This is a genomic window from Aquabacterium lacunae, assembly GCF_004310865.1.
Taxonomy (GTDB): domain Bacteria; phylum Pseudomonadota; class Gammaproteobacteria; order Burkholderiales; family Burkholderiaceae_C; genus Aquabacterium; species Aquabacterium lacunae.
In genome coordinates this window covers 1-25235 of record NZ_SIXI01000003.1, presented here as the reverse complement: position 1 = coordinate 25235, position 25235 = coordinate 1, and the positions used below count along the sequence as shown (strand labels likewise).

Below are 25235 nucleotides of genomic sequence, written 5' to 3'. Positions count from 1 at the left end.
GGTGTCAGGCGTTGGCTCGGGTGGCAGGTGGTGGGATGGTGGTGGGATGGTGGCAGCGGCTCAGCGCCAGGGGCGTGGTGCGAACTCCGTCAGCTGGGCCACAGGCATGCCGGTGGAATCCTTGCTGGCCAGGAACTTGGCGGGATTTTGCTGCACGCCTTCCACCAGCACTTCAAAGTGCAGGTGGGGGCCTGTGGAGCGGCCGGTGTTGCCCACTTCGGCGATTGTCTGGCCGCGGCGGATCAGATCGCCCTGTTTGACCAGCATTTTCGAGGTGTGCGCGTAGCGGGTGACCACGCCGTTGCCGTGGTCCAGCTCGACCAGTTGCCCGTACTGCGGGTGCGAGCTGGCGCTCAGCACCACGCCACCAGCGGCCGCCATGATGGGCGTGCCGGTGTCGGCGGGGAAATCGAGCCCTGTATGCAGGGCCGGGCGCCCGGTGAAGGGGTCGCTTCGAAAGCCGAAGCCCGAGCCCACCGGGCCTGCCACCGGCGGGCTGCTGGGAATGGTCAGGGCGGCCAGGCGCTTTTCAAACAGACGCGATTCGATCAGGGTGAACACGTCGGCATTCCGGTCGCCCAGGGCTTCCATCTGAGCCACCAGCTGGTCGAGATCGGCCATGGAATCCACCTGTGGCGCCTGTCGCAAGGCGGGCAGGGGGCCTCCGGCGCCAGAGGCGGGGTTGGCCGCTGGCTCGATCTTGCGCAGCTCTTCGGGCTTGATGCCGGCCATGCCGGCCAGGCGTTCGCTGACGGCTTCCATGCGCACCAGCCGGGCCTGCATTTCACCCACCTTGACCGCCATGGCGTCGAGGTTGGCGCGCAGGTACTGGTCGCGCTGGGCCATGTCCTGGCGTTCCACGAAGCGCACCACATCGGAAACGATCGGCCATTTTTCGTGTGCAGCCTTGAGCACGATGGCGTGATAGACCAGCAACGATGCGATCATCAGGGGGATGATCAAGGCCAGCACAGCCAGGGCCAGGCTCCAGGGCGTGAAGCTCAGGACCCGCGCGGGCTTGTGCACACTGGTGGTGATCAGAATCTGCATGTCAACCTGTCGAACGCCATGAACTCTCCCAGCCGCCCCGGCGCACCCAGAATCCTTCGGCCCAATTTCCGGCCGACGGTGCCTGATGTGCCCCCCATGGAGCGTGCTCTGGGTCGTTCCCAACCCCTGACCTCTCTGATGCAACGGCTGCGGCTGTCGCAGCTGTACATGCAGATCCTTCAGCCTTACCTTCCTCCGGGCATTCAGTCGCTGGTGCAGCCTGGGCCGGTGGACGACGAGGGCTGGACCTTGCTGGTGGCCAATGCCGCTGTGTCAGCCAAGCTGCGCCAGCTGTTGCCGCGCCTGCAGGAGGCGCTGGAGAAAAAGGGGCACAAGGTTAACGCAATCCGGCTGAAGGTACAAACCCGGCGTTGAGCCGGGTGGGTTTCAGTCGGGGTTTGGCCAGCGTCAGGCCAAGATGGCCGGCACCTGCTGGGCCAGTGCCTGGCGTTGGGCCACGGCCTTGCCTTGCAGGGCAAAACCCAGCAGCTGTTCACCGGCCACGAAGCGGGCCACGATTTGCTCGTCGTCGGCCGTGACCTGCCATTCGCCCTGGGCGTTGGCCGCCGGCGGGCACACCACGGTGGGCCAGGCGGGTGTCTTGACCACCACGGGCATGGCCGGGTAGGCCACCGGCGTGGGGTTGCCGGCCAGGGTGGCCGCCAGGGCGCGGGCCTGCTGCATGATGGGCATCACGTAGGGCAGCAAGGTGCCCTCCACTTCGGCGCAATCGCCCACGGCATGCACGTGCGGGGCGCTGGCGGCCAGCTGGCGATTCACCACCACGCCGCGGGCCACGATCAGGCCAGCGGCGCTGGCCAGTTGGGCGCGGGGTTTCAGGCCAATGGCCGAGATGACCAGGTCGGTGCTCAGCGTGCTGCCGTCGCTCAAGGTGAGTTGCAGGCCGTCGGCCGAGCGGTTCACCGCCGTGGCCCCCACACCGAAGCGGAAGTGCGCACCACCGGCTTGCAGCCTGGCCTGCAGGCGTTCGCTGGCCTCGGCAGGCAGCAGGCGGGGCAGCACGCGCTCGGCCAGGTCCAGCACGGTGGGCTCGATCTGGCGGTGCAGCAGGTCGTTGGCGAACTCGCAGCCGATCAGGCCTGCGCCCAGAATCGCCACGCGCTGCACGGGCTGGCCGCCCTTGGCGGTGTCCAGGGCCTCGGCGAAGCGCGCGAAGTCGTCCAGGTCGTTCACCGACAGCACGGTGTCGGCCGCGTCGCCCTGCAGGGGCAGGCGGATCGGGTCGGCACCCAGGGCCAGCACCAGGTCGCGGTAGGCCAGGGTGCTGCCGTTGCCCAGCGTGAGCTGGCGCGTGGCGGTGTCGATGCCAGTCACCTCGGTGTGGTTCAGCACCTGGGCGTTGAGCTCGGCGGCCATCTTGGCGGCGTCCTTCATGACCAGGGTGGCGGCTGTCTTCTTGCCGGCCAGCGCATTGCTGAGCATGGGCTTGGAGTAGAAGCCCGCGTGGTCGCGGCTGATGACGACCAGCGGCGTGGCGGTGTCGAGCTTGCGGAACTCGCGGGCCACGTTGTAGCCGGCCAGGCCGGAGCCCAGGATGACGACCGGATCAGACATTCAGTGCGCTCCGATCAGATCTCGACCATTTCGAAGTCGGACTTGCCGACGCCGCAGTCGGGGCACACCCAGCTGTCGGGCACGTCTTCCCACTTGGTGCCGGGGGCGATGCCCTCGCTGGGGCTGCCGGCAGCTTCGTCATACACGTAGCCGCAAACGATGCATTGGTAGGTCTTCATGGGAAACAACTTTCGCAAAAAACGGGGCGGATTGTGGGGCCTGACAGTGTGCCGCAGGTGGGCGAATGCGCGCCAGAAAGGAACATTCCGTGCCAAACCCGTGAATTCAAGGGGATGTCGGCGGTGTGAGGCCCCTGGCTGGCTTGAGTCTGGTCAATGCCCTGGCATTTTGCCTTCTGAAAATCGAGTCCTTGGCAGGGCCATGCGTTCCGGGGTCTCCTGGCACCCGTCAGCGGCCTGACAATAACGCCCCATGAACTGGATCGACTCTGTGTGGCCATCTCTCTGGCAGTCTCTCTGGCCGATTGCCCCCCGCCACTGGGTGCTGCTGGTGTTCATCGCGGCCGCCCTGCATGCCCACCTGCGCGGCAAGGTGCGCTTCGGCCTGGTGCGCGCGCTCACCGATTTCACAGTGCTGATCGCGCCGCTGAATTCCCTGATGGTGCTGTTTTCCAAGGTGGGGCGTGAGCCTTACCTCGATCCAGCCCGATTCCCTGAACTCAAGGTGTTGCAGGATCACTGGCAGGTCATCCGCGAAGAGGCCCTGGCCCTCGACGACCAGGGCGGCATCAAGGCCGCCAGCGGCTACACCGACCTCGGCTTCAACTCCTTCTTCCGCACCGGCTGGAAACGCTTCTATTTGAAGTGGTACGGGGTGGACCAGCCCTCGGCCGCGCAGAAGTGTCCCAAAACCGTGGCCCTGATCAACCAGATCCCGGGCATCAAGGCGGCCATGTTCGCCTCGCTGCCACCCGGTGCGCGCCTGGTGCGTCACCGTGACCCCTATGCCGGCTCGCTGCGCTACCACATGGGCCTGATCACACCCAATGACCCGGGCTGCTTCATCGACGTCGACGGCCAGCGCTACCACTGGAAAGACGGCGAGGTGGTGATGTTCGACGAGACCTACATCCACTACGCAGAGAACACCACGCAGCACCCGCGCATCATCTTGTTCGCCGACATCGAGCGCCCGGTGTACACCCCGGTGGTGCGCTGGATCAACCGCATCTTCTCGACCCTGGTCATGAAGGCCTCGGCCACCGAGAACGAGCCCGGCGAAAAAATCGGCGCACTGAACAAGGCCTTTGGCCACTTTTACAAGCTGCGCCAGAAGGCCAAGGATTTCAAGGCCACCAACCGCACCGGCTACTACGTGGGCAAGTGGGTGCTGATCATCGGCCTGCTGCTGGCGATTTTCTACTGACCTGGCCGCAACGCTGGCCGCCACCCATCTGAGCCGCCATGCCCCGCCAGCCCGGCCCTGACACCGGCATCCAAGCGTGGATGCAGCAGCAGGGCTGGCAGCCTGCACCCTTTCAGCGCGAGGTGTGGCAGGCCCTGGCCGAAGGCCGCAGCGGCCTGTTGCACGCCAACACTGGCGCGGGCAAGACCCTGGCGGTGTGGGGCGGGGTGCTCGACCTGCCCTGGGCCACCCTGTCAGGCCAGGCCGGTCAGGCGGGCAAGGCGGGCCTGAAAGCCTTGTGGATCACGCCCATGCGGGCCCTGGCGGCCGACACGCTCAAGGCCCTGATGCCCCCCCTGCAGGCCTTGCAGCCCAGCTGGCGTGCGGGCCTGCGCACCGGCGACACCCCCAGCAGCGAGCGGGCGCGGCAAGACAAGGCCTGGCCCCAGGTGCTGGTGACCACGCCCGAATCGCTCAGCCTGATGCTCAGCCGTGCCGATGCCCGCGAGGTGCTGGGTGGGCTCGGCGCCGTGGTGGTCGATGAATGGCATGAGCTGCTGGGCAACAAGCGTGGTGTGCAGGTGCAGCTGGCCCTGGCCCGACTGCGCCAATGGCAACCTGCCCTGCGCGTGTGGGGCCTGAGCGCCACCTTGGGCAACCCGCAGCAAGCCCTGCAGGCCCTGTTGCCTGCAAGCCCCCCTGAGGGCATCGATGCGGCACCCGCGCCTTGCCTGGTGCGCGGCCGCCTCGACAAGACCCTGGTGGTCGACACCTTGCTGCCCGATGCCCGCACGCGCCTGTCGTGGGCCGGCCACCTGGGCACGCCCATGGTGGCGGCCCTGGCCGAGGCGCTGGATGGTGCTGGCACGGCCCTGGTGTTCACCAACACCCGAGCCCAGGCCGAGCTCTGGTACCAGATGCTGCTTCAGGCCCGCCCCGACTGGGCTGGTCTGGTGGCTTTGCACCATGGCTCGCTCGACGCCGACGTGCGCAGTTGGGTGGAGGAAGGCCTCAAGACCGGTGCCCTGAAGGCGGTGGTGGCCACCTCGTCGCTGGATCTGGGCGTTGATTTCTTGCCGGTGGAGCGCGTGGTGCAGATCGGCTCGGCCAAGGGTGTGGCCCGCCTCTTGCAGCGTGCCGGTCGCAGCGGCCATGCGCCAGGGCGGCCCAGCCGCATCACCCTGGTGCCCACGCACACCCTGGAGCTGGTGGAGGCCGCCGCCGCCCGCCGGGCCGCTTTGGCCGGCCGTGTCGAGGCGCGCTGTGCCCCCGAGCAGCCCCTCGATGTGCTGGTGCAGCACCTGGTGACGGTGGCCCTGGGGGGCGGCTTCGAGCCCGATGCGCTCTTTGAAGAGGTTCGCCGCAGCCACAGCTACCGGGCCCTGGGCCGAGAGGCCTTCGACTGGGCCCTGGATTTCGCGGCCCGCGGTGGCGACAGCCTCCAGGCCTACCCGGAGCACCACCGCATCGCGCCAGACGCGCAGGGCCTGTGGCGCGTGCCCCAAGACACCCCCACGGGCCGTCTGGCGGCTCGCCGTCACCGCATGCAGGTGGGCACCATCGTGTCCGACGCCGCCATGCAGGTGCGCTTCCTCAATGGCCCCAGGCTGGGCACGGTGGAAGAGGGTTTCATTGCGCGCCTGCGCAAGGGCGACTGCTTCGTGTTTGCCGGCCGCACGCTGGAGTTCGTGCGCGTGCAGGACATGACCGCCTACGTGCGCCGTGCCGAAGGGCGCAAGCCCACCGTGCCGCGCTGGCAGGGCGGGCGCATGCCCTTGTCCAGCGAAATGGCCGACGCCGTGCTGGCCTTGCTGGACGAAGCCGCGGCGGACGCCGCATGGCACGAGCCCGAAATGCAGGCCGCTCGCCCGATGCTGGCGGCACAGGCACGCCTTTCACGCCTTCCGGGAAGCGACCGGCTGCTGGTCGAACAGCACCCGTCGCGCGAGGGACATCACCTGTGGCTGTACCCCTTTGCCGGCCGCCTGGCCCACCTGGGGCTGGCCGCCGTGCTCGCCTGGCGCCTGGCCCGCCTGCAGCCCCGCACCTTCAGCCTGGCCGTGAACGACCATGGGCTGGAGTTGCTGTGTGCCGAACCCTGGGCACTGACCGAGCACGAACTGCGCGCCGCCCTGAGCCCCGAGCAGCTCATGCCTGACCTGATGGCCAGCCTGAACGCGGGCGAACTGGCCCAGCGGCGCTTCCGCGAAATTGCGCGGGTGGCCGGCTTGGTGTTCACGGGCTTTCCGGGCGCAGGCAAAAGCGCGCGGCAGGTGCAGGCCTCCAGCAGCCTGTACTTCGAGGTGTTCCAGAAGCACGACCCGGCCAATCGCCTGCTTCTGCAGGCCCGTGAAGAGGTGCTGGCCCACGAGCTGGACCTGGCCCGCCTTCAGGCCTGTCTGCAACGCCTGCAGAGCCTGCCGATGGACTGGGTGCAGCTGCCTCAGCCCAGCCCATTCAGCCTGCCGCTGATGGTCGAGCGGTTGCGTGAACGGCTGAGCACGGAAAAGCTGTCAGACCGCGTGGCGCGGGCCCTCAAGGCCATGGGGGTGCAGGAGGCCTGACGCCGCCTGCGCATTCACTGCGGCGGGGTGTCCGGCAGGTTCTTCAGCAGGAACTGCTCCAGCTCGACCCCGTCGAGCTTTTCCATGTCTTCCAGCAGTTCTTCGCGCGTGGGCTTGGCTTCCACACGGTAGCTCTCGGAGGCCCAGGCGCCCAGGTCGATGGCCTTGCAGCCCTTGCTGCAGAACGGGCGGTAGGGGTTCTCGGTGCTGTAGGCGTGTTCCACCCCGCACGAGGGGCAGCGCACCATCAAGGCTTTCTCGGTCATGGTGGGTCAGCCGCAAAGGGTCAACTCGAAGCCCGCGTCGGTGTTGGCAGCCAGTTTGAGCTTGCCATCGGCCTCGTGGCGCATCAGGCGCACCGTCACCATCAGACGGTTGCCGCTGATCTCGGGCACCAGACCCAGGCTCGGGTCGATGCGCAGGCGCAGCAACTGGTAGGCCTTGCCTTCGCGCATGCTGTGCTGGAACAGGCCGCCCGGGGCCGCCACCATGTGCGGGTGGCCAGCGTCGCGCAGCAGGCCCAGCATCAGCTCCAGTGCCTGAAACAGCGGGGCCAGTGAAGACACCCACTGCTGCAGGTCGTTCTGGCGCTGGCCCACAGGCTGGTGTTGCCAGGCGTAGTACGAGGGCAGATCGAATTCGCAGGTGCCGCCCGGGATGCTGATGCGGCTTCGAATGCTCATCAGCCAGTCATTGGCCGCCAGGCTCTGGCCGGCCTTGCCCACCATCTGGTTCAGCCCGGCATGCGCCAGGTTGATGCGGGTGATGACCTGGTCCAGCATGGCCTCGTTGATGGCCGGGTTGCCGCGGTAAGACTCGAACTGCTGCTTGTAGCGCTCAAGCTCCTTGAGCACATCGCTTTTCAGGTCGGCCCGCGAGGCCACGTCCATCACTTCGAACAGGGTGGCCAGCGCGTAGTGGTGATCCACCGCCGCCTCACGCCACATCAACGTGCTCATGCGCTTGAACAGGTGTTCAAGGCGCAGCATGGTGCGCATGCTCTCGTTGAAGGGGTATTCGTAGAGGATCATCAAACGCCATTGTTCCACAGGTCCCACAGGCGGATGACCTGCTGGCGCAACGCTTCCTTGTCGATGCCCTCGTTGATCAGGACATCGTCGGCCACGGCCAGGCGCTCTTCGCGCCGCGCCTGTTTGGCCAGCACAGCCTGAACGGCTTCACGGGTCCAGCCCGAGCGGGCCATCACGCGGCTGATCTGGGTTTCGGGCGTGCAGTCGACCACCAGGATGCGGTCGACGATGTCGCGCCAGCGTCGCCCGCTTTCCACCAGCAGCGGCACGTCGTAAATGATGCGTTGCTCAGGCCGCGCCTGCTCGGCCTGCTCGCGCGAGACCTGCCCGATCAGGGGGTGCAGGATGTGTTCGAGCTGGCGCAGCGCCTCGGGGTCGGCAAAGGCCAGGGTGCGCATGGCCGCGCGGTCCATCGCGCCGGTGGCGTCGATCATGCCGCTGCCGAAGGCCTGGCGAATCGCCTCGATGGCCCGCCCGCCGGGTGCCGTCAGGCTGCGCGAGATGGCGTCGGTGTCGATCAGGTGGGCACCGAGTGCCACCAGGGTCTGGGCCACGGTCGATTTGCCGCTGCCAATGCCCCCGGTCAGGCCGATGATGCGCGGGCGCACAGGCGCGGTCACATCGGCCAGCCGAACCACGCGGCCACCTGCTTCGGGCCGATGAGCAGCACGCCCACGCCGGCCGCCGCCAGGAAGGGGCCGAAGGGCACGTACTTGCCTTCACGCAGTGCGCCCGACACCTTCATGCCGATGCCCACCACAGCACCCACCACCGACGAACCCAGGATGATGGGCAGCAGCATGGGCCAGCCCAGCCAGGCGCCCAGGGCCGCGAGCAGCTTGAAGTCACCGTAGCCCATGCCGTCGACGCCGCGCAGGCGCTTGAAGGCCTGGTTCACGCTCCACAGCGACAGGTAGCCGGCCACGGCGCCCCACAGGGCGTCACGCAGCGACACCGGGATCCAGCCCATCAGGGCCGACACCAGCCCGGCCCACAGCAGTGGCCCGGTCAGGTCGTCGTACAGGTAGGTGGTGTCCCAGTCGATCAGGGAGGCGGCCAGCAGCAGGGCGCAGAACCCGCACCACAGCAGCACCGTGGGCTGCGAGCCCTGGGTCAGGCCGCAGGCCAGGAACAGCAGCCCGCAGCTCAGCTCGACCAGCGGGTAGCGCACAGAAATGGGCGTCTGGCAGGCCGAACACCGCCCACGCAGCGCCAACCAGCTCAGCAGCGGGATGTTCTCGTACCAGCGGATGGCGTGGCCGCACTTCGGGCAGCGCGAGGCCGGGGTCGACAGGGTGAGCTCGGGCTCGGTCACCTCGGGCAGCCCCAGGATGTCGCGGGCATCGGCCTTCCAGGTCTGCTCGAACATCAGGGGCAGCCGGTGCACCACCACGTTCAGGAAACTGCCGACCATCAGGCCGAGCACGAACAGGCCTGCAGGGTGCAGGGCCACCAGCATCAGGTCATCGAACCACATGGGCAATTGCGGCGAGGGCGTTCTCGGGAGCCGTCGTCAGACCACGGCACCCAGTTTGAAGATCGGCAGGTACATGGCCACGACGATGCCGCCGATCAACGAACCCAGGAAAGTGATGATGATGGGCTCCATCAAGCTGGACAAGGCCTTGACCATTTCATCGACCTCTTCTTCGTAGATGTCTGCAGCCTTGTTTAGCATGGCGTCCAGTGAGCCAGCCTCTTCACCAATGGCGGCCATCTGCAGCACCATCACAGGGAAGATGCCCGTGCTCTGCATGGCGTTGGTCAGGCTTGTGCCTGTCGATACGTCAGTTTGAATCTTCTCGGTGGCGTCCAGAAAAATGTGATTGCCTGACGCGCCGCCCACCGAATCCAGGGCATCGACCAGCGGCACACCCGCAGCGAACATGGTGGCCAGGGTTCGGGTCCAACGCGCCACGGCAGACTTGTACAGCAAGGCGCCGAAAACAGGGACTTTCAGCAGGAGCCGGTCCATGGCTTTCTGCATGGCCAATGAGCGTTTCCAGGTTCTGAAAAACATGAAGGCGCTGCCAAAAATGCCGCCAAAGATGGCCCACCAGTAATCAACAAAAAACTCGGACATGCTGATCACGATGAGGGTCGGCAAAGGCAATTCGGCCCCGAACGATGCAAACACCTCCTTGAACGAAGGGATCACCTTGATCATGATGATGCTGACCACGATGAACGCCACCACCAGCACCGCCAGCGGATAGGTCATGGCCCCCTTGATCTTCTGCTTGATGGCCAGCGTCTTTTCCTGGTACGTGGCCAGTCGGTCCAGCAGTGACTCCAGAATGCCGGCGGCCTCACCGGCTTCCACCAGGTTGCAGTACAGCGCATCGAAGTACATCGGGTGCTTGCGAAACGCTTGCGACAAGCTGGTGCCGGTTTCCACGTCACCTCGGATGTCACTGAGCAGCCTGCCCACTCGGGGGTTGGTCGCGCCACGAGACACGATGTCGAACGACTGCAGCAAAGGCACGCCTGCGCGCATCATGGTGGCCAGCTGGCGGGTGAACACGGCGATGTCTTTAGGCTTGATGGAACTGCCACCAGAGACCTTGCGCTTCTTGACCTTGGACACCTGAATGCCCTGGCGCCTGAGGCTGGCACTCACCATGGACTCGCCACCAGCACGCATTTCTCCGCGCACGTTCTTGCCGGCCTTGTCCTTGCCTTCCCACTCGTAGATGAAATCCTGAGGTTTCTTTGTGGCACTGACAGCCATGGGGAACTCCGTTGATGCAGTGGCGGTCGGTTACTCGTTGGTCACCGAAATGACTTCTTCCAGGGTCGTCACGCCGGCCTTGACCTTGACCAGACCAGACTGCCGCAGGTCACGCACGCCTTCGCGGCGGGCCTGTGCCGCAATGTCCATGGCCGTGCCCTGGGTCAGGATGATGCGCTGGATCTCTTCGGTGATCGGCATCACCTGGTAAAGACCGACCCGCCCCTTGTAACCGTTGTTGCAACTTGAACAGCCGATGGCCTTGTAGGGGCGCCAGCCACCCTGCAGATCGTCATCGGTGAAGCCCGCGCTGATGAGTGATTCGCGGGGGTAGTCTGCAGGCGTTTTGCAGTTTTCGCAAAGTCGTCTTGCCAGGCGCTGTGCCGTGATCAGGATCACGCTGGACGCGATGTTGAACGGCGCCACGCCCATGTTCATCAGGCGTGTGAGTGTCGTGGGGGCATCGTTGGTGTGCAGAGTCGACATCACCATGTGGCCGGTCTGTGCGGCCTTGATGGCGATGTCAGCCGTCTCCAGGTCACGGATTTCGCCCACCATGATGATGTCTGGGTCCTGCCGCAGGAACGCTTTCAGGGCCACTGCGAAGTTCATCCCTGCGCGGTCATTGACGTTCACCTGGTTGATACCCGGCAGGTTGATTTCGGCGGGGTCTTCCACCGTGGCGATGTTCACACCCGGCTGGTTCAGGATATTCAGGCAGGTGTAAAGAGACACGGTCTTGCCCGAGCCCGTGGGGCCCGTGACCAGCACCATGCCGTAGGGACGCTTGATGGCGTCGAGCAGTCGCACCTTTTCTTCGGGCTCATAGCCCAGGGCCTCGATGCCCAGCTTGGCGCTGGACGGGTCGAGGATCCGGATCACGATCTTTTCACCGAACAGCGTGGGCAGGGTGCTGACCCGGAAGTCGATGGCTTTGGTGCCGAACTTCAGTTTCATGCGGCCGTCTTGCGGCACACGTTTTTCGGCAATGTCGAGTTTGGAGATCACCTTGATGCGCGAGGCCAGCTTTTCCTTGATGGCAATGGGCGGTTGGGTGATCTCTCGCAGTTCTCCGTCGACACGGAAACGCACGCGGTAGTTGTATTCGTAGGGCTCGAAGTGCAGGTCGGACGCGCGCGCATTGATGGCGTCGATCAGCATCTTCTGCAGGAACTTCACCACTGGCGCGTCTTCGACGTCGGCGCTCAGCTCCTGGGTGTTTTCTGCTGACGATGTCTCATCGGTGACATCGAATTCGAAATCTTCGCTGGTCAGCGCGTTGAGCTGTTCGGCTGCGCTGCTGGTGACACCTTCCAGCGCTTTGATCAGCTTGTCGTGTTCGACCAGCACCCACTCGGGCGTGAGTTGGGTGGCGAACTTGATGCGCTCAATGGCTTCCTGGTCGGTGGGGTCAGCGCCGGCCACGAAAAGCCGACTGCCTCGCTTGGACAGCACCAGCACCTGGTACTGCGCCGACAGCTTGCTGTCGATCACGCCCTGGGGCAGGCGTTGCAGGTCGATGGCCGACAGATCGAGCAGGGGCACCGACAGAGCGTTGGACAGGGTGTGTGCCAGTTCGTCCGGCTTGATCTTGCCAGTGGACAGCAGGGTCGAGACGAAGTTTTTGCGCTGTTCCCGCGCGGCCTTGGTGAGCTCTTCCGCTGTGCGAGCTTCCAGCTTGCCGGCATTGACCAGCACCCGGGCCACGCCAGACAGCGGGCCGGGCACGTCGGCGAAGGTGGTTTCAGCCATGGGGGCAGGCGCGTCTCAGCCAGTGAAAACAGATCCCTGCATGGTAACGCGGGCTCAGTGGGCTGTGAACAACAAAGGCGTCAGGGTTGACGGCAGGGCGCGGACTGGTGATGGCGACTTTCACTGGCATGCACGGACGCTGCGCGACCCCTATACTGACCGATTGCCAGCACGAGCATGGTGAATTTTGCAGGAGCGCGTCTTTGAAGGCCTTGTTGATCAGTTTGCAGGCCGCTGCTGAACGGCGAGCCTTCCAGGCGGCCCAGGCCCGTGAGTTGGGCATGAACCTCGAGATTGTCACGGCAGTGTGCCCAGCCGACCTGTCGGACGGCCACGACCTGGACTGGGCTCGGTGGCACCGTCCATTGATGCCGACAGAGAAGGCTTGCTTTCTCAGCCATCGCGCGGCCTGGCGCAGGGTCGTTGCGGCCGATGAGCCCTGCCTGATTCTGGAGGACGATGCCTTGTTGTCCAGGCACCTGCCAGAGTTCCTGGAAGCGCTGAGCTCTCTCCGTGGCGTCGATCATCTGACGCTGGAAGTGCGGTTGCGTAAAAAGCTGATCGGTCCGCAACGGACGCTCGAGGGCTCGTGTGGCTGGGCACCCTTGTACCAGGATCGCACGGGCGCAGCGGCTTATGTGCTGTGGCCTCGCGGTGCCCAGACCTTGCTGGATCAGGCCTTGCGTCGCGGGCCGGCGCTGGCCGATGCGTTCATCAACGACTCAAGAGCTTTGGTGTCGGTCCAGGCGGTTCCTGCGCTGGCCATTCAGGCCGACGTGGCCCTCGCATACGGGGTGGCATCACCTTTGATGACCACTTCCTACATCCAGGCCCAGGGCGGCAAAAAAGCGCATGCGGCCACCGGTTGGGCTGCGTGGCGATACAAAGGGCGCCGCCTGTCGGGTCAGCTGGCTTTGGCGGCCAGGTTCCTGGCCCACCTCCACCATGCACGGCGCCAAGTCGTTCCACTGGACCTGGGCGGGTTCGATTCAGCTGGCTGACTGCAGGCGCACCATGTTGGCGTAAAGCCCGTTGCGGGCCATCAGGGTCTCGTGGTTGCCCTGCTCGACGATGCGACCGTCTGCCATCACACAGATCACATCGGCATTGCGGATGGTGCTCAGTCGGTGTGCGATCAGGATCAGCGTTTTGGCGTGGCGCAGTTCTTCAATCGATTGCTGCACGATCGATTCCGACTCGGAATCCAGCGCCGAGGTGGCCTCGTCGAAGATCCAGACGGCGGCATCGCGGTAAAGGGCCCGCGCGATGGCCAGGCGCTGACGTTGCCCGCCTGACAGCTTGCCCCCGTTGGTGCCGATGTTGGCGTCCATGCCTTCCGGCAGGTTCAGAACGTGGTTCCACAAGTTGGCCGCTTTCAGGCAGCGCTCCACCTTGTCGCGGTCAATGCCTGAGGGGCTGGCGTAGGCCACGTTCGCGGCAATGCTGCCGTCGAACAGCACGATGTCTTGTGACACCACGGCAAAGTGGCGGCGCAGGTTCTTGAGCTTCAGGTCATGGATGGGCGTGCCGTCCAGCAGGATCTGGCCTTCATTGGGGTTGGCAAAGCGCAGCAGGGCGCTGACCACCGTGCTTTTGCCTGCCCCGGACGAGCCCACCAGGGCCACGGTCTGCCCGGGTTGGATGTGCAGGTTCAGCCCAGCCAGTGCAGGGTTGGCGGCCCCTTCGTATTGCAGGGTGACCTGGTCGAAGCGGATGTCACCTTGGCAGTGGGGCAGCTCTTGCGTGCCCGTGTCGGGTTCTGTGGGCGCATTGATCAGCTCGAACGCTCCGCGGGCGGTGATCAGCGAGTTGTAGATGGGTTGGTACAGGTCGGTCACCGTGCGCATGGGCCGGATGGCCAGCAACATGGCCATGATGAAGGCGGTGAAGTCACCCACCGTCTTGGCGTTGGTTTGCGCCTGGATCAGGGCCAGCGTCACGATCAGGGCCACGCCGATGGCTGCGATCACCTGGGTGATGGGGCTGACCAGGTTGCTGGCCACCACGGTCTTCATGGTCATGCGGCGGTGGTGGTTGGCCTGCTGGTCGAAACGGTCGAGTTCGAACTCGGCGGCATCGAAGGTGCGCACCACGCGCCAGGCCCGGGCGTTGTCATCCACCGTGCCCACCAGGGCCTGTTGGGCCTCATACGAGGCGCCACCCACCTTGGCCAGTCGCTTCTGGGCGAACTTCACGGTCAGCGCCAGCAGGGGCATCACCACCAGCGACAGCAGGGTCAGTTGCCAATTCAGGTAGAACAGGTAGCCGATCAGGCAGATCAGTGTGGTGCCGTCTTTCAGCGCGGCCACGGCCGAGCCGCCCAGGCCGTTGGCGGCCATCTGGGGGTCATTGATGATCTTGGTGACCGCCAGGCCCGGGCTGATGCTGGTGAACAGGCGCGCATCGGCCTTCAGCAGGCCGCGCATCAGGTCGCGCCGCAACATCAGCACCATGCTGGACGTGGCCGAGTTCATGGTGTAAGTGCCGGCAAACGACAGGATGCCGCGCACCATGAACAGGCCGATGATGACGGCCGGCACCACCCAGATCGGGTAGCTCAGCCCGGCCTTGAAGCCGCTGTCAAGCAGCCGCTTGAACAGTTCCGGGATCAGCGGTTCAATGGCTGCACTGCCCATGAAGCAGGCCATGGTGGCGGCCAGCATGCGCCATTGCGGTTTGGCGTAGGCCCAGAGGCGGCGGGCGGTGTCCTGAAATTCCATGGGGGCAGCGGTTGTCGATGAGGTGGCCTGGGGAGGTCAGCGGTGCTTCAGCCAGTCAGCCAGGCTGTGCGCGCCGCGGCGAAGCTCATTGATCACCCGATGCCGATGCGTCGAGAAACGGCGGTACCAAGGCAGCTTGCCGGAGTCGGCTGGGAGATAGCCGATCGTGGATTCCTGAGCCCAATCGAGCTGCACCGGCAGCGGTGACACCATGCGAGCCTTGATGCCCACGTGCCAGGGTCGGTCGAAGGCATGGTCGAAGGGCAGTGTGATGGGCACCAGCCGACTCCGCAGGGCTTGCGCGGCTTGGCGGTTGATGATGTAGGCCGCCGAGTTCGTTTGCTGGAAAAACATGATGGCCAGCTCTCGCTCAGGCGTCAGCTGGCGGATGCCCACCGGTCCGCCGGAGTGAAAGCCTGACAGGCGCACCAGGTCCCAATCGTCTGCGGCTTGGCAGAGCGCTTCCAGCACCTCGGTGAAGTCTGGTGCAAAGATGGCATCGTCTTCGAGCACCAGCGCAAATTGGGCCTCGCCTTGGGCCAGGAAGGCCTGATAAATCTTCAGGTGAGAGAGGTAGCAACCCACCTCGGCCGCTTTCGGCTGTCGGCCATGTTTGGCCAGAAAACCGGGCACCGACAGCTCGGGCAGCGTGGCAAGGTCCAGCAGCTTGCCCTCGACGGCGGACACCCGCGTCCAGCGAAGGCCCATGGGTTGAAGCCTTGCCTCCATGGCCGCCATGCGCTCGGTGGATCGGTCAAGGTTGATGACATAGGTCATCAACTGGGGCAGCTTGTGCATCAGGGGTGTCGGGGTTGGTCTGACGGTGCGGGATGATACCAAGGGGGCAATTCCCTCGATAATGACAGTTTGGCCGAGCCGGACCTTCTTTCATGACTGAACTTGCTTCCCACTTGCCCACGACGAAGGACAGCCGCGTCATCTTGTGCATGAAGTGGGGCACCAAGTATGGGCCGGAGTACGTGAACCGCCTCTACGGCATGGTCGCGCGTCATCTGAAGGGCGACTTTCATTTCGTGTGCCTGACCGACAACACACAGGGCATTCGCCCGGAGGTGCAGTGCCTGCCCATCCCCAGCCTGGCCTTGCCACCAGGCATTCCGGAGCGAGGCTGGACCAAGCTCACCACGTTCGAGGCCAACCTGCATGGTCTGCAAGGCACGGCCCTGTTCCTCGATGTGGACGTTGTGATCGTGGGCGACATCACCCCGTTTTTCGAGATGCCGGGTGAGTTCCTGATCATTCATGACTGGAAGCGGCCCTGGCGCATCACCGGCAATTCGTCGGTGTACCGGTTCCGGCTGGGCGCGCATGCCGATGTGCTGGCCGAGTTCCGCCGTGACCAGGAGAGCGTGCGCAAGCGCTTGCGCAACGAACAGGCTTTTTTGTCAGAGGTGGTGCACCGCCAGGGCAAGCTGCAGTACTGGCCGGCCGAATGGTGCGCGAGCTACAAGTACCACTGCATTCCGACCTGGCCCGCCAACTACTGGAAGACGCCCGCCATTCCGCCGCAGGCCCGTATCGTGATTTTCCATGGTGAGGTGAACCCGCCGGATGCCCTGGAAGGGCGTCGCAACCGGAAGTTCCGGTTTGTGAAGCCGGCGCCGTGGATCAGGGATCACTGGCGGGAGTGACCATCAGTCCAGAGGCGGTATGGGCCGTTCGCCAGGCAGGCGCGGTGCGCAATTGGCGTAGCGCAACGAAAAATTAGGGCTGTAGAACGGATCATTCGCCAGCAGGTGTCCCCATCGTTGCCGCATGTACGCCACTTCCCGTGTGAACCGTCCGATGTTTTTTCGGTTTGTGTCTTTTCCGCGGCTCACTGATTCATGGTGATAAAGCACAGCTTGGGATGACCACACCACCCGTTTGCCTGCTTCTCCCAGCCGCAGGCAAAGGTCGATGTCGTTGTAGGCCACGGCCAATTCTTCTTCGTTGAAGCCACCGATGGCCTCGAACACAGTGCGACGGATCAGCAGGCATGCCGCGGTCACAGCCGAGTAGTTCTGATCCAGCACGGCCCGATACGCGTACCCAGGGTCATGCCTGCCCAACGCTTTGTGCAGGTGGGCGGCCACGCCAAGGCCGTCAGACGTGCTGCCGATGCCGAGCACCACGCCGCCGTGCTGCACAGTGCCATTACCGTACAGCAACTTGGCGCCGACGCAGCCCACGTCGTCTCTTGAAGCCAATCCCACCATGGTGTGCAGCCAGTCGCCATCAATGGCTTCGACATCGTTGTTCATCAGGCAGATGAACTCGCTTTTCACATGTGCTGCGATGGCTTGGTTGTTGAGCCTGGAGTAATTGAACGGCCCCCTGTCCTCAAGCACGGTGACACGTGGATCTTGACGAGCTTCTGCAAGACATCCCAGCGCCAGCGGGTCGGTCGTGCCGTTGTCGATCACCAGAAAGCGCACATTCGGGTACCGAGTTCCCTTCAATAGCGAATGCAAGCACTTTCGAAGCAAGTCAGGTTGGTCTTTCGTCGGGATGACCACTGTCACTTCAGGGGGGCCTGGCGGCACGGCCCAGGTGACGGCCACCCCCTCCTGTCGCGGGTACAGGCGAGCCTGAGCGCCAGGGTGGCGTCTGGCCAGATGGCTCATGATGGCAGGCAGTCTTGCGGCATGCCTGGCGGCGTCATGCATCACCTCTGCCAGCACCCAGGGTACATGGCGGCATCCGCCGTCGTCACTGGCTTCGATCACCTCGAAGACGCTGTCCCAGAAGTTGCCCCTCCAGTGTCGTGACCTGATGGCGCAGAAACCTTCGATGTAGCCGTAACTCAGCAGATAGTCGTACGAGAACGCTGGCTTGAACTCCAGCTGCTCTCGTTGGCCCGATCGCAGCAGGGTGTCGGAATAAAGCAGCCGTGTTTCGGAATGTGCCGCTCCATGCGCATGCAGCATGATCAAGGCGTGGGGCATCAGCTGCGTGCCAGCTTGGACATGCAGCACCCAGCCATCAGGCTCAGCGGCACCTTCCCAGTCCATCGCGGAGGCAGTCATCTGATCAACCGGCAGGCCATCTGCCCAGACTCGCGCGCTTGAAAGTTGTGTGCCTGAGGCGTTCACCAGCCACACGTGGGTGCCTGGTTGCTGGGCCGCAGCCAGGCTTTCCATCGTCGCTTTCAATTGCTCTTGCGTCGCTCTGTCGGTGTCGACGATGACGTGGATCGGGACAACGGGCGCCCTCAGCAGCCTCTCATGCGCCTTGCTGAGCCATGCGGCTGGCGGAGTCCCGCACTCTTGCAGCCAGCTGCGCGCATCAGTCTTGTTCTTGAGGCGTCTTTGTTGCAGTCGCTGGCGGTTCAGCGCTCTGACCAGCTGTTTCAGCTCGAACAAGCTGCGTGGAATGGTGGCCATGAAGCAAAGGTCAACGGGGACGGTGAACGTTGGGGACGCCAGGTTGCGAGCGTATCGCACCGAACACTCGACCCAGAACGCGGGCTGCCCTGGGGGCATCCAACAGGGCCGAGCGCACCGTGAATTCAAGCGCTGCCAACAGGCTGTAGCGCAGTTTTCGCCAGATGGACGGCTGGGTCTGGTAGTGCTTGGCCTCAAACATGAACTTCGATTGGATGTGGTGATAACCACGCAGGTACTCGGCTCGCAGACGCCAGATGCCACTGCTGGATCCGCGATTGATGTGGCGCGCCTCTGCCAGGGGTTCCACGATCAGTGGGCCTGCCTGCTTGTGCAAGCGGATGCACAGGTCTGTGTCTTCGTAGTAGAGGAAAAATTTTTCATCAAACCCGTCGATGGCTCGCAGGGCAGCGGTTCGAATCAAAAGGCACGCACCAGAGGCAAAGCCGACGCATGCGGGTCCTTGCGCTCGGGGGCCTGTGGCGTTCCAACTGCCTGGGAACCACGCGTAGCTCACGTCGACATGCCCCGACCGGTCCAGCAGTTGAGGTGCAACCAGCGATGCTTCGCGCTGGTTGTCTGCGCACGCCATCATGGTCATCACTGCATCGACGCTGATTTCGCAATCCGGATTCAGCAACATCACGAACTCAGTGTCGGCTTGGCGAATGCCCAGGTTGTTGGCAGCACCGAATCCCAGGTTCCGGCTGTTCTCCGTCACTCTCGCATGAGGAATGGCCTTGCGAATTTCACTCACCGTGCGGTCACCGCTGGCGTTGTCCACCACAGTCACCAGCGGAAACGGATTCAGCGTCTGAGCCAACGCAGCGACCCTTCCCGCACTGTTGTACGTGACACAGATGACGGTCACGCGCGACAGCGCGGAGGCACGGTGCGTGTCGCTCGGTTGAAAATTCGAATCCATCCCATCATTTTGCCTGCTGTCGACAGGCGCGCGAGCGGCATACGTCGCTTCCCGTCTGCGGGCCGTGCAGGTTATGGGATGATCCGATGTGGCGCTAAATCCACGTGTGTTCGCTTCTTTCGATTGATTCGGCCGGTGTGCCGCTCCTGACTTGGTATGAAAATCTTGATCACCGGCGACGCCGGCTTCATCGGTATGCATGTGGCGGCTCGGTTGATCGGCCGTGGCGACCAAGTTGTGGGCATCGACAACCTCAACGACTACTACAGCCCCAAGCTCAAGCAAGACCGATTGGCTCATTTGGCGCAGTTGCCGGGAGCCGATCGTTTCAAGCACATCCACGCCGACGTGGCCGACCTCGAGGCCGTGCGGCGCGTGTTCGCCGAGCATCAACCGGAATGCGTGATCCATCTGGCTGCACAGGCGGGCGTACGATATTCGCTAGAAAATCCCCATGCCTATGTGCAATCGAATCTGGTTGGATTTGTGAATGTACTGGAGTGCTGCAGGCACCATGCGGTCAAGCACTTGGTTTATGCCAGCAGTTCCAGTGTTTACGGCGGCAACGTCCAGATGCCATTTTCTGAGACCGATCGGGTGGATCATCCGGTCAGTCTTTATGCTGCAACGAAAAAGTCCAATGAACTCATGGCGCACACCTACAGCCATTTGTTCGGTTTGCCGACCACTGGCCTGAGATTTTTCACAGTGTATGGCCCGTGGGGCCGGCCAGACATGGCGCCGATGCTGTTCGCCAGAGCCATTTTGGCAGGCGAGCCCATCAAGATCTTCAATCACGGCAAAATGAAGCGTGATTTCACCTTCATTGATGACATTGTGGATGGGGTGTTGGCGGTGGCAGACCGCCCACCTGGCGCTGATGTTGGTTGCGACCGAGCGAACCTTACCGCGGCCACTTCATGGGCACCTTACAAAGTGTTCAACATCGGGAACAGTCAGCCGGTCCAGTTGCTTGATTTTGTCGCTGAACTTGAGCGTGCTTTGGGCAAGCAGACAGAAAAGATTTTTTTGCCCATTCAACCAGGGGATGTTGAGGCCACGTTTGCAGACACCTCGCGGTTGGAGGCGTGGGGCGGCGTGCAGCCTGGGTACGACATATCCCTTGGGGTGGATGCTTTCGCGGCGTGGTATTTGAAGTATGCCGAAGACGGTCGAATTTGACGAATGCAGGTGGAATTTTAAATGCTGATCCGTTGGATTAAAAGTAAAAACAGGGAACGTCTGGCTGCTCGCAGGGCATCACGGATTCTAAAAATCGAGCCGATGTGTGCTCACATCGATTTTGACGAGGTGGTCGATCCACAAACGCTGGTTTTTGATGTGCCGGATCAACCTGTGGTTTCGGTCATCGTGCCCGGATATGGGAAGGCCGCCTACACATTGCGATGCCTCAAATCGCTGCTTTCGGCACGCTGCCAGAGCTCGTACGAGGTCATTGTGGTGGAAGACGCATCGGGTGACCCCTCGGCAGAACTGCTGCGACAAGTTCGCGGCATCACGCTGCTTTGGAATGCGCAGAATCTGGGTTTTCTTCGATCGTGCAACATGGCAGCGCAGCATGCCAAGGGCAAGTATCTCTACTTGCTCAACAATGACACAGTGCTGCTGGACCGTGCGATTGATGCGCTGGTGGAAACTCTCGAGGAGATACCGGACGCCGGCATTGTCGGTTCCAAACTGATTTACCCCGATGGGAGGCTTCAAGAGGCTGGTGGCATCGTTTGGGGCAACGGGGATGCTGCCAATTATGGGCGACTGCAAGACCCTCGGGATCCGAAGTTCTGTTACCGCCGCCCTGCAGATTATGTGTCGGGGGCTTCGATCATGCTGTCGCGCCAGCTTTGGCACGACGTTGGCGGATTCGATGAACAGTTTGCGCCTGCCTATTATGAGGACACGGATCTCTCAATTCGTTTGCAGAAGCTGGGGCGGCCAACGGTTTTTGAGCCTCGCTCGGTGGTGGTGCACTGTGAAGGTGTGAGCAACGGCACGTCGCTGAATGAAGGGGTCAAGGCCTATCAGGTGGTCAACCGAGAGAAATTCCTGGCAACACATGAAGATTTTCTGCGTGCAACCCGGCTGCCCTCTGGTGATTTGAGCTACCGCTGCGTGGACAGGCTGCACCAGAAAGCGGGTATGGTGCTGGTGATCGATCATTATCTGCCCGAATGCGACCGGGACGCCGGCTCTCGCAACATGTTTGACTTCATCCGTACCCTGCTTGATCTGGGTTATGCCGTGAAGTTCTGGCCGCAAAACCTGCAGGCTGTACCCAAATACACAGAGCCACTTGAAGCACTGGGCATCGAAGTGCTTCGATTTCCTTTTCAACGCAGTTTCGATGAATGGATTTCGACCAACGGCATGCACTTCTCGCATGTTTTGTTGAGCCGCCCCACAGTAGCGCCTGACTATCTGGATGCCGTGCGTCGCCACACGCAAAGTACGGTGCTGTACTACGGTCATGACCTTCATTTCGCCAGAATGCGGATGCAGGCCGAGGTTCAGAAGGACGCTGCGGTGGCCCAGGCTGCAGAACGCATGCGCACCTGCGAAATCGACATCTGGAACCGTTGCGATCTGGTCATCTATCCCTCACAAGAAGAGGTGGATGAGGTTCGTCGGCTGGCACCCGGTGCGAAGGCGGCCTTCATACCGCCCTTCAAGTTCTCGCAGTTTGTCCATCGCACGCATGCGCAGAACGGTCAAAAGGTGTTGTTCGTTGCTGGTTTCCAGCATGCACCCAACGTCGACGCGGCTGAGTGGCTGGCGCAAGAGGTGATGCCCCTGGTTTGGCAAACTCACCCCACGGCGGAGTTGTACCTGGTGGGCTCCAAGCCCACAGCATCCGTGCTGGCGCTGCATGATGGCCGCCGGGTGCACGTCACAGGCTCGGTCTCCGCCGAGGTGCTGCAAGAGCACTTCCAGTCAGCGCGAGTGTCGGTTGTTCCCTTGCGGTTCGGCGCCGGGGTCAAACTCAAGGTGGTGGAGACCATGCAGCAAGGTGTGCCATTGGTGACCACAACCGTGGGTCTGCAGGGCTTGCCCGAGGTGCAGCGGGTGATCGCGCCCTTTGATGAGGTCGAGGCCATGGCCATCAAGATTCGACAATTGCTCATGGATGACCAAGCCTGGATGGCTGCCAGCCAAGAGCAAACAGCTTACGTCATCGCGCATTTTTCAGAGAACTGCATGCGCGAGAGATTTCAACAACTGTTGGCCAACGACACTGCGCGGAAGATTGCATGAACCCGTTTGACGTTCCAAGGCATCCGGCCGATATCCGCATCATTGATGGGTTCACCTTTTTCAATGAGGTGGACATGCTGGAGGTGCGGTTGCGTTACCTCTACGATCATGTGGATCATTTCATCATCGTGGAGGCGGACCATACGTTCAGTGGCCAAGCGAAGCCGCTGATCCTGCAAGAAATTTTTCAGACTGAACGATTTTCTTGGGCGAAAGACAAGGTCGATCTTCGATCTGTGCATATTGACACACAAGGGCTCAGGCTGGATGTTGCCTTGAAGGAATATGATCCTTCCGCGGATTTCTGGAAAATTGAAGCCACGCAGCGCAATGCCATTCGTCCGGCTCATTTTTATGACAATGATATTTTGCTGATGGGTGATCTGGATGAAATACCCAATCGTGCCTTGGTGTCGTCGATCAGGTATTCGTCCACCTTTTCCACCTGGGCAAGGAAGGAGCCTCGGGCCTTGACGCAACATTTTTACTACTACAACACAGGGTGTCTCAAGGACGAGGTGTGGCGGGGCACGATAATGGTGCCCGGTTCCGCGCGAGATCAGTCCAATCAGCAAATTCGTGATCGTCGGTATGGCTGGTCGTATGTCAATGACGCCGGGTGGCATTTCAGCTACTTCATGACGCCAGAACAAATCGCCGAGAAAATTGGCTCCTTTTCCCATCAGGAGTACAACACGGCTCAGATGCGCGACATTGATCGTATTTCACAAGCCATGTCAGCCCAGACGGACTTATTCGGTCGAGACCAGCGATTTGTGGATTTGCCGCATGATCACGTGCCCCGTGATCTTCAGTTGTTACTCGACGCAGCTTTTGGTGCAATGAAATGAGAAAATATCGAAATGATCTGGTCACACAGGGGCAGGCGTCGCCACCCGAGCTAGGGCTGGAAGTGTCCGCTGTGATTTCCTCCGTGTTGAGTGGCGCAGTCGGTTTGAAGGTGCTTGATGTTGGATGTGGACTCGGGACGCAAGCCAAGCTGATCAAGAGCCAGTGCGGTGCCTTGGTGGGTGACATGGTCGGTGTCGATTGGTCTCCGGCAACGGTGGCCTTCCATGAAGCCCGTGCCGAGGTCTACTCCCAAGTCTCCCTGTGCGATTCCGAGCGACTGCCTTTTGCAGACCAGTCATTTGATTTGGCGCTGTCAATGGAAAACCTTGAGCATTTGTATGGGGATCGCTCGGTGGCCGCCATCAGGGAGTTGCTGCGGGTGGCCAAGCATGTGCTGATCAGTACGCCCTTGCCTGCAGACTGCATCAACTTTCGTTGGTTGTATCCAGAACTTGTTGAAGCCGTGCTGGACGATGAGCCCATCAGCACCCATGACTTTGTGTGCCTGGAAAGTGCTGTGCACAAGTCGACCTTGTTCCCGAGTTCCATGATGGCGGCTGGATTCCAGTCATGCGCGGAACATCACGGTATCTTTTTTGCTCAATCTGCCAATGTGGCGCCGCACCTGATTCAGTGTGTCGGCATCCCTGAGCGAGACAAGATGACACAAGGTGATTTGAAGATGAACTATCTTCAGTTGCTCGCAGATTCCGCCAGCTTGAATGCCACAATTGTTGCGCATCCTTGTCACCAGGCAGACTTGGAAAGGGCCCGCGCGTTGAAAGTGCTGCAGGCACAACAAGAACCGAGCATCGGTGCTGAGCCACGGCCTGCAGTGGGTTTCATCGGGCGCCTGCGTGCTTGGAATCGAGCGCGAGTTTCGCAAAGAAGAACCACGCGGCTCTGATCGAGAGCAAAAGCCGCTCAGTGGTCAGTCGGTGTGCCGCACGTGGCGGACAAGTCTCAAGCCGCATGGGTCAGCCTGAAAAGTTTTTGGCAGAAAACTTGGCGACCCTTTTCGCTCTCGATCGGATGCTCCTTTGCTGCGCATCTTTTCCCGCGACGGCTTTGGCAATCCGTGAGGCCATTGAAGCAGGATCGTTCAGCAACGATGCTGGCACTGCCAGGTCACCGGGAAGATTGAAATGCATCAGCAGGCCTTCAAATTTCTGCTGATAAGCGATGCAAAGAGCCGGGGTGCCGCTGCCTAAGGCTGCAATGGCCAGATGCATGCGACCAGTGATCACGAAATCGAGGCTCTCACACAACCGCTTGATCTCTCTGGCATTGAGTTTCGGCACAAAGTGCAAGGCGCGACCAGGTGCGCGCGCATTGATTGCTGAGGCAAGTTTTGTCAGCACCGCGCGGTCCCCAAATGGCTCTCGTGTATTGACCCAGTGAATTCCTGCTCAGGTGTTAACGTTGAAGGAAACGACGATGAGCACCCTGATGGAAGACGACATCAAGCGCTGGACAGCCAAGCGTAAAACGGCCCTGGTCCAGGACATCATCCAAGGCAAGACCACGATCTCGGAGGCCAGCCGGGCCTTCGATCTCAATCCGTCCGAGGTTGAGCAATGGGTCGATGAAGGCAAGCGCGGCATGGAGAACGCCCTGCGCACCAAGCCCTTGGAAGTCAAAGAGCAGTACGAGAAGCAACTGCGCGAACTGCAGGAGGCCTATGGCGAAGCCATGTTGGAGCTGCGTGCCAGAAAAAAGCTGGCGTCCCTGCTGGGCAACGAGGACGAGAAATGATCCTCGGCCTTCAGCAGGGACTGGCCCAAGACGGATTCAAGGTCAGCCTGGTCAAGCTGTGCCAGTGGTTCGACATGCCAAGGCGTACGGTGTATTACCGCAGCACCAAGGCTGCACCGAAGGTTCAGGATCACTTCGTCAAGCCCATCAAGGCGATGATCGAAGAGAACCCGTCATTTGGTTACCGCACCGTGGCGCACCTGCTCGGCTTCAACAAGAACACCGTGCAGCGGATCTTCCAGCTCAAGGGCTGGCAGGT

General features: G+C 62.3%; 24 protein-coding genes and 1 pseudogene. 11 read left to right on the top strand and 14 right to left on the bottom strand.

The features are described from left to right. Positions 1 to 60 precede the first annotated feature (60 nt). Positions 61 to 1050, bottom strand: a complete 990-nt coding sequence (locus EYS42_RS07565) for a M23 family metallopeptidase (RefSeq protein WP_130967453.1) — start codon at positions 1048 to 1050, stop codon at positions 61 to 63. A 138-nt stretch (positions 1051 to 1188) separates the two neighbouring features. Here EYS42_RS07565 and EYS42_RS07560 point away from each other — a divergent pair, with 138 nt between their 5' ends. Beyond that, a complete protein-coding gene (locus EYS42_RS07560) occupies positions 1189 to 1425 on the top strand; it encodes a DciA family protein (RefSeq protein ID WP_245503558.1) in 237 nt (78 codons plus the stop codon). Between the two features lie 33 nt (positions 1426 to 1458). Here EYS42_RS07560 and EYS42_RS07555 read toward each other — a convergent pair whose 3' ends face one another. Both EYS42_RS07555 and EYS42_RS07550 read right to left on the bottom strand, forming a co-directional pair. After that, the gene (locus EYS42_RS07555; protein ID WP_130967450.1) at positions 1459 to 2625 is read right to left on the bottom strand and encodes an NAD(P)/FAD-dependent oxidoreductase; all 1167 of its coding nucleotides are present in this window, start codon (positions 2623 to 2625) and stop codon (positions 1459 to 1461) included. 14 nt (positions 2626 to 2639) lie between these two features. Next, a complete protein-coding gene (locus EYS42_RS07550; RefSeq protein WP_130967448.1) occupies positions 2640 to 2804 on the bottom strand; it encodes a rubredoxin in 165 nt (54 codons plus the stop codon). Positions 2805 to 3057: 253 nt separating this feature from the next. Between EYS42_RS07550 and EYS42_RS07545 the strand changes: the two genes are divergently transcribed. Then, a complete protein-coding gene (locus EYS42_RS07545; RefSeq protein ID WP_130967446.1) occupies positions 3058 to 4011 on the top strand; it encodes an aspartyl/asparaginyl beta-hydroxylase domain-containing protein in 954 nt (317 codons plus the stop codon). Between the two features lie 38 nt (positions 4012 to 4049). Next, complete coding sequence (locus EYS42_RS07540; RefSeq protein ID WP_130967444.1) at positions 4050 to 6554, top strand: ligase-associated DNA damage response DEXH box helicase; 2505 nt, start codon at positions 4050 to 4052, stop codon at positions 6552 to 6554. A gap of 14 nt (positions 6555 to 6568) precedes the next feature. Here EYS42_RS07540 and EYS42_RS07535 read toward each other — a convergent pair whose 3' ends face one another. Genes EYS42_RS07535 through pilB form a run of 6 tightly spaced genes read right to left on the bottom strand, consistent with a single transcriptional unit; the run spans position 6569 to position 12068 of the window. After that, positions 6569 to 6820: a DNA gyrase inhibitor YacG gene (locus EYS42_RS07535; protein WP_130967443.1), complete on the bottom strand. Its 252-nt coding sequence runs from the start codon at positions 6818 to 6820 to the stop codon at positions 6569 to 6571. 6 nt (positions 6821 to 6826) lie between these two features. Beyond that, the gene (zapD, locus tag EYS42_RS07530) at positions 6827 to 7585 is read right to left on the bottom strand and encodes a cell division protein ZapD (protein ID WP_130967441.1); all 759 of its coding nucleotides are present in this window, start codon (positions 7583 to 7585) and stop codon (positions 6827 to 6829) included. After that, the gene (gene coaE, locus EYS42_RS07525; RefSeq protein WP_245503557.1) at positions 7585 to 8223 is read right to left on the bottom strand and encodes a dephospho-CoA kinase; all 639 of its coding nucleotides are present in this window, start codon (positions 8221 to 8223) and stop codon (positions 7585 to 7587) included. Before coaE ends, zapD begins: the two co-directional genes overlap by 1 nt. Beyond that, positions 8202 to 9062: a prepilin peptidase gene (locus tag EYS42_RS07520; RefSeq protein WP_245503556.1), complete on the bottom strand. Its 861-nt coding sequence runs from the start codon at positions 9060 to 9062 to the stop codon at positions 8202 to 8204. The genes coaE and EYS42_RS07520 overlap by 22 nt, the downstream gene beginning before the upstream one ends. A gap of 36 nt (positions 9063 to 9098) precedes the next feature. Continuing rightward, a complete protein-coding gene (locus EYS42_RS07515) occupies positions 9099 to 10316 on the bottom strand; it encodes a type II secretion system F family protein (RefSeq protein ID WP_130967439.1) in 1218 nt (405 codons plus the stop codon). Positions 10317 to 10346: 30 nt separating this feature from the next. Then, positions 10347 to 12068: a type IV-A pilus assembly ATPase PilB gene (gene pilB / locus EYS42_RS07510; RefSeq protein ID WP_130967437.1), complete on the bottom strand. Its 1722-nt coding sequence runs from the start codon at positions 12066 to 12068 to the stop codon at positions 10347 to 10349. Positions 12069 to 12178: 110 nt separating this feature from the next. On the opposite strand from pilB, the gene EYS42_RS07505 reads away from it, so the two are divergent. Then, on the top strand, positions 12179 to 13069 hold the full coding sequence (locus EYS42_RS07505; protein ID WP_130967435.1) for a glycosyltransferase family 25 protein: 891 nt from the start codon (positions 12179 to 12181) through the stop codon (positions 13067 to 13069). Here EYS42_RS07505 and msbA read toward each other — a convergent pair. Together msbA and EYS42_RS07495 are read right to left on the bottom strand one after the other, a co-directional pair. Beyond that, entirely contained in the window at positions 13058 to 14788 is a 1731-nt protein-coding gene (msbA, locus tag EYS42_RS07500; protein ID WP_130967433.1) for a lipid A export permease/ATP-binding protein MsbA, read from the bottom strand. The genes EYS42_RS07505 and msbA overlap by 12 nt on opposite strands. 36 nt (positions 14789 to 14824) lie before the next feature. After that, a complete protein-coding gene (locus EYS42_RS07495) occupies positions 14825 to 15586 on the bottom strand; it encodes a glycosyltransferase family 25 protein (protein ID WP_130967431.1) in 762 nt (253 codons plus the stop codon). A gap of 92 nt (positions 15587 to 15678) precedes the next feature. On the opposite strand from EYS42_RS07495, the gene EYS42_RS07490 reads away from it, so the two are divergent. After that, positions 15679 to 16440, top strand: a complete 762-nt coding sequence (locus EYS42_RS07490) for a glycosyltransferase (protein WP_130967429.1) — start codon at positions 15679 to 15681, stop codon at positions 16438 to 16440. Positions 16441 to 16443: 3 nt separating this feature from the next. Here the strand turns inward: EYS42_RS07490 and EYS42_RS07485 are convergent, their stop codons facing one another. Next, positions 16444 to 18174 (bottom strand): glycosyltransferase family 2 protein, encoded by a 1731-nt coding sequence (locus EYS42_RS07485; protein WP_165456668.1) that lies wholly within the window; start codon positions 18172 to 18174, stop codon positions 16444 to 16446. Between the two features lie 10 nt (positions 18175 to 18184). Continuing rightward, a complete protein-coding gene (locus EYS42_RS07480) occupies positions 18185 to 19300 on the bottom strand; it encodes a glycosyltransferase family 2 protein (RefSeq protein ID WP_130967425.1) in 1116 nt (371 codons plus the stop codon). Between EYS42_RS07480 and EYS42_RS07475 the strand changes: the two genes are divergently transcribed. From EYS42_RS07475 to EYS42_RS07460, 4 genes are read left to right on the top strand one after another with little or no spacing between them, the layout of a single operon-like run. Then, positions 19256 to 20281: an NAD-dependent epimerase gene (locus tag EYS42_RS07475; RefSeq protein ID WP_130967423.1), complete on the top strand. Its 1026-nt coding sequence runs from the start codon at positions 19256 to 19258 to the stop codon at positions 20279 to 20281. The two genes, EYS42_RS07480 and EYS42_RS07475, sit on opposite strands and share 45 nt — an antisense overlap. A 21-nt stretch (positions 20282 to 20302) precedes the next feature. Then, entirely contained in the window at positions 20303 to 22369 is a 2067-nt protein-coding gene (locus tag EYS42_RS07470) for a glycosyltransferase (protein ID WP_130967421.1), read from the top strand. Beyond that, positions 22366 to 23220: a glycosyltransferase family 17 protein gene (locus EYS42_RS07465; protein ID WP_130967419.1), complete on the top strand. Its 855-nt coding sequence runs from the start codon at positions 22366 to 22368 to the stop codon at positions 23218 to 23220. Before EYS42_RS07470 ends, EYS42_RS07465 begins: the two co-directional genes overlap by 4 nt. After that, positions 23217 to 24128, top strand: coding sequence for a class I SAM-dependent methyltransferase (locus EYS42_RS07460; protein WP_130967417.1), 912 nt, complete (start codon positions 23217 to 23219; stop codon positions 24126 to 24128). The genes EYS42_RS07465 and EYS42_RS07460 overlap by 4 nt, the downstream gene beginning before the upstream one ends. A gap of 70 nt (positions 24129 to 24198) precedes the next feature. Here EYS42_RS07460 and EYS42_RS07455 read toward each other — a convergent pair whose 3' ends face one another. Further along, a complete protein-coding gene (locus EYS42_RS07455; RefSeq protein WP_207301132.1) occupies positions 24199 to 24582 on the bottom strand; it encodes a polysaccharide pyruvyl transferase family protein in 384 nt (127 codons plus the stop codon). Positions 24583 to 24658: 76 nt separating this feature from the next. Between EYS42_RS07455 and EYS42_RS07450 the strand changes: the two genes are divergently transcribed. After that, positions 24659 to 24976 carry a DUF1153 domain-containing protein gene (locus tag EYS42_RS07450; protein ID WP_130967413.1) on the top strand — a complete coding sequence of 106 codons (318 nt, stop codon included), beginning with the start codon at positions 24659 to 24661 and terminating at the stop codon, positions 24974 to 24976. Continuing rightward, a pseudogene (locus EYS42_RS07445) lies at positions 24973 to 25235 on the top strand (IS3 family transposase); the annotation flags it as partial. The gene EYS42_RS07450 and the pseudogene EYS42_RS07445, both read left to right, overlap by 4 nt.

What these genes read in the sequence shown, in the direction of transcription:
- EYS42_RS07565 (WP_130967453.1), bottom strand. Translation starts at nt 1,050, where the DNA reads ATGCAGATTCTGATCACCACCAGTGTGCACAAGCCCGCGCGGGTCCTG.
- EYS42_RS07560 (WP_245503558.1), top strand. Translation starts at nt 1,189, where the DNA reads ATGCAACGGCTGCGGCTGTCGCAGCTGTACATGCAGATCCTTCAGCCT.
- EYS42_RS07555 (WP_130967450.1), bottom strand. Translation starts at nt 2,625, where the DNA reads ATGTCTGATCCGGTCGTCATCCTGGGCTCCGGCCTGGCCGGCTACAAC.
- EYS42_RS07550 (WP_130967448.1), bottom strand. Translation starts at nt 2,804, where the DNA reads ATGAAGACCTACCAATGCATCGTTTGCGGCTACGTGTATGACGAAGCT.
- EYS42_RS07545 (WP_130967446.1), top strand. Translation starts at nt 3,058, where the DNA reads ATGAACTGGATCGACTCTGTGTGGCCATCTCTCTGGCAGTCTCTCTGG.
- EYS42_RS07540 (WP_130967444.1), top strand. Translation starts at nt 4,050, where the DNA reads ATGCCCCGCCAGCCCGGCCCTGACACCGGCATCCAAGCGTGGATGCAG.
- EYS42_RS07535 (WP_130967443.1), bottom strand. Translation starts at nt 6,820, where the DNA reads ATGACCGAGAAAGCCTTGATGGTGCGCTGCCCCTCGTGCGGGGTGGAA.
- zapD (WP_130967441.1), bottom strand. Translation starts at nt 7,585, where the DNA reads ATGATCCTCTACGAATACCCCTTCAACGAGAGCATGCGCACCATGCTG.
- EYS42_RS07520 (WP_245503556.1), bottom strand. Translation starts at nt 9,062, where the DNA reads ATGTGGTTCGATGACCTGATGCTGGTGGCCCTGCACCCTGCAGGCCTG.
- EYS42_RS07515 (WP_130967439.1), bottom strand. Translation starts at nt 10,316, where the DNA reads ATGGCTGTCAGTGCCACAAAGAAACCTCAGGATTTCATCTACGAGTGG.
- pilB (WP_130967437.1), bottom strand. Translation starts at nt 12,068, where the DNA reads ATGGCTGAAACCACCTTCGCCGACGTGCCCGGCCCGCTGTCTGGCGTG.
- EYS42_RS07505 (WP_130967435.1), top strand. Translation starts at nt 12,179, where the DNA reads ATGGCGACTTTCACTGGCATGCACGGACGCTGCGCGACCCCTATACTG.
- msbA (WP_130967433.1), bottom strand. Translation starts at nt 14,788, where the DNA reads ATGGAATTTCAGGACACCGCCCGCCGCCTCTGGGCCTACGCCAAACCG.
- EYS42_RS07495 (WP_130967431.1), bottom strand. Translation starts at nt 15,586, where the DNA reads ATGCACAAGCTGCCCCAGTTGATGACCTATGTCATCAACCTTGACCGA.
- EYS42_RS07490 (WP_130967429.1), top strand. Translation starts at nt 15,679, where the DNA reads ATGACTGAACTTGCTTCCCACTTGCCCACGACGAAGGACAGCCGCGTC.
- EYS42_RS07485 (WP_165456668.1), bottom strand. Translation starts at nt 18,174, where the DNA reads ATGGCCACCATTCCACGCAGCTTGTTCGAGCTGAAACAGCTGGTCAGA.
- EYS42_RS07475 (WP_130967423.1), top strand. Translation starts at nt 19,256, where the DNA reads ATGAAAATCTTGATCACCGGCGACGCCGGCTTCATCGGTATGCATGTG.
- EYS42_RS07480 (WP_130967425.1), bottom strand. Translation starts at nt 19,300, where the DNA reads ATGCATACCGATGAAGCCGGCGTCGCCGGTGATCAAGATTTTCATACC.
- EYS42_RS07470 (WP_130967421.1), top strand. Translation starts at nt 20,303, where the DNA reads ATGCTGATCCGTTGGATTAAAAGTAAAAACAGGGAACGTCTGGCTGCT.
- EYS42_RS07465 (WP_130967419.1), top strand. Translation starts at nt 22,366, where the DNA reads ATGAACCCGTTTGACGTTCCAAGGCATCCGGCCGATATCCGCATCATT.
- EYS42_RS07460 (WP_130967417.1), top strand. Translation starts at nt 23,217, where the DNA reads ATGAGAAAATATCGAAATGATCTGGTCACACAGGGGCAGGCGTCGCCA.
- EYS42_RS07450 (WP_130967413.1), top strand. Translation starts at nt 24,659, where the DNA reads ATGAGCACCCTGATGGAAGACGACATCAAGCGCTGGACAGCCAAGCGT.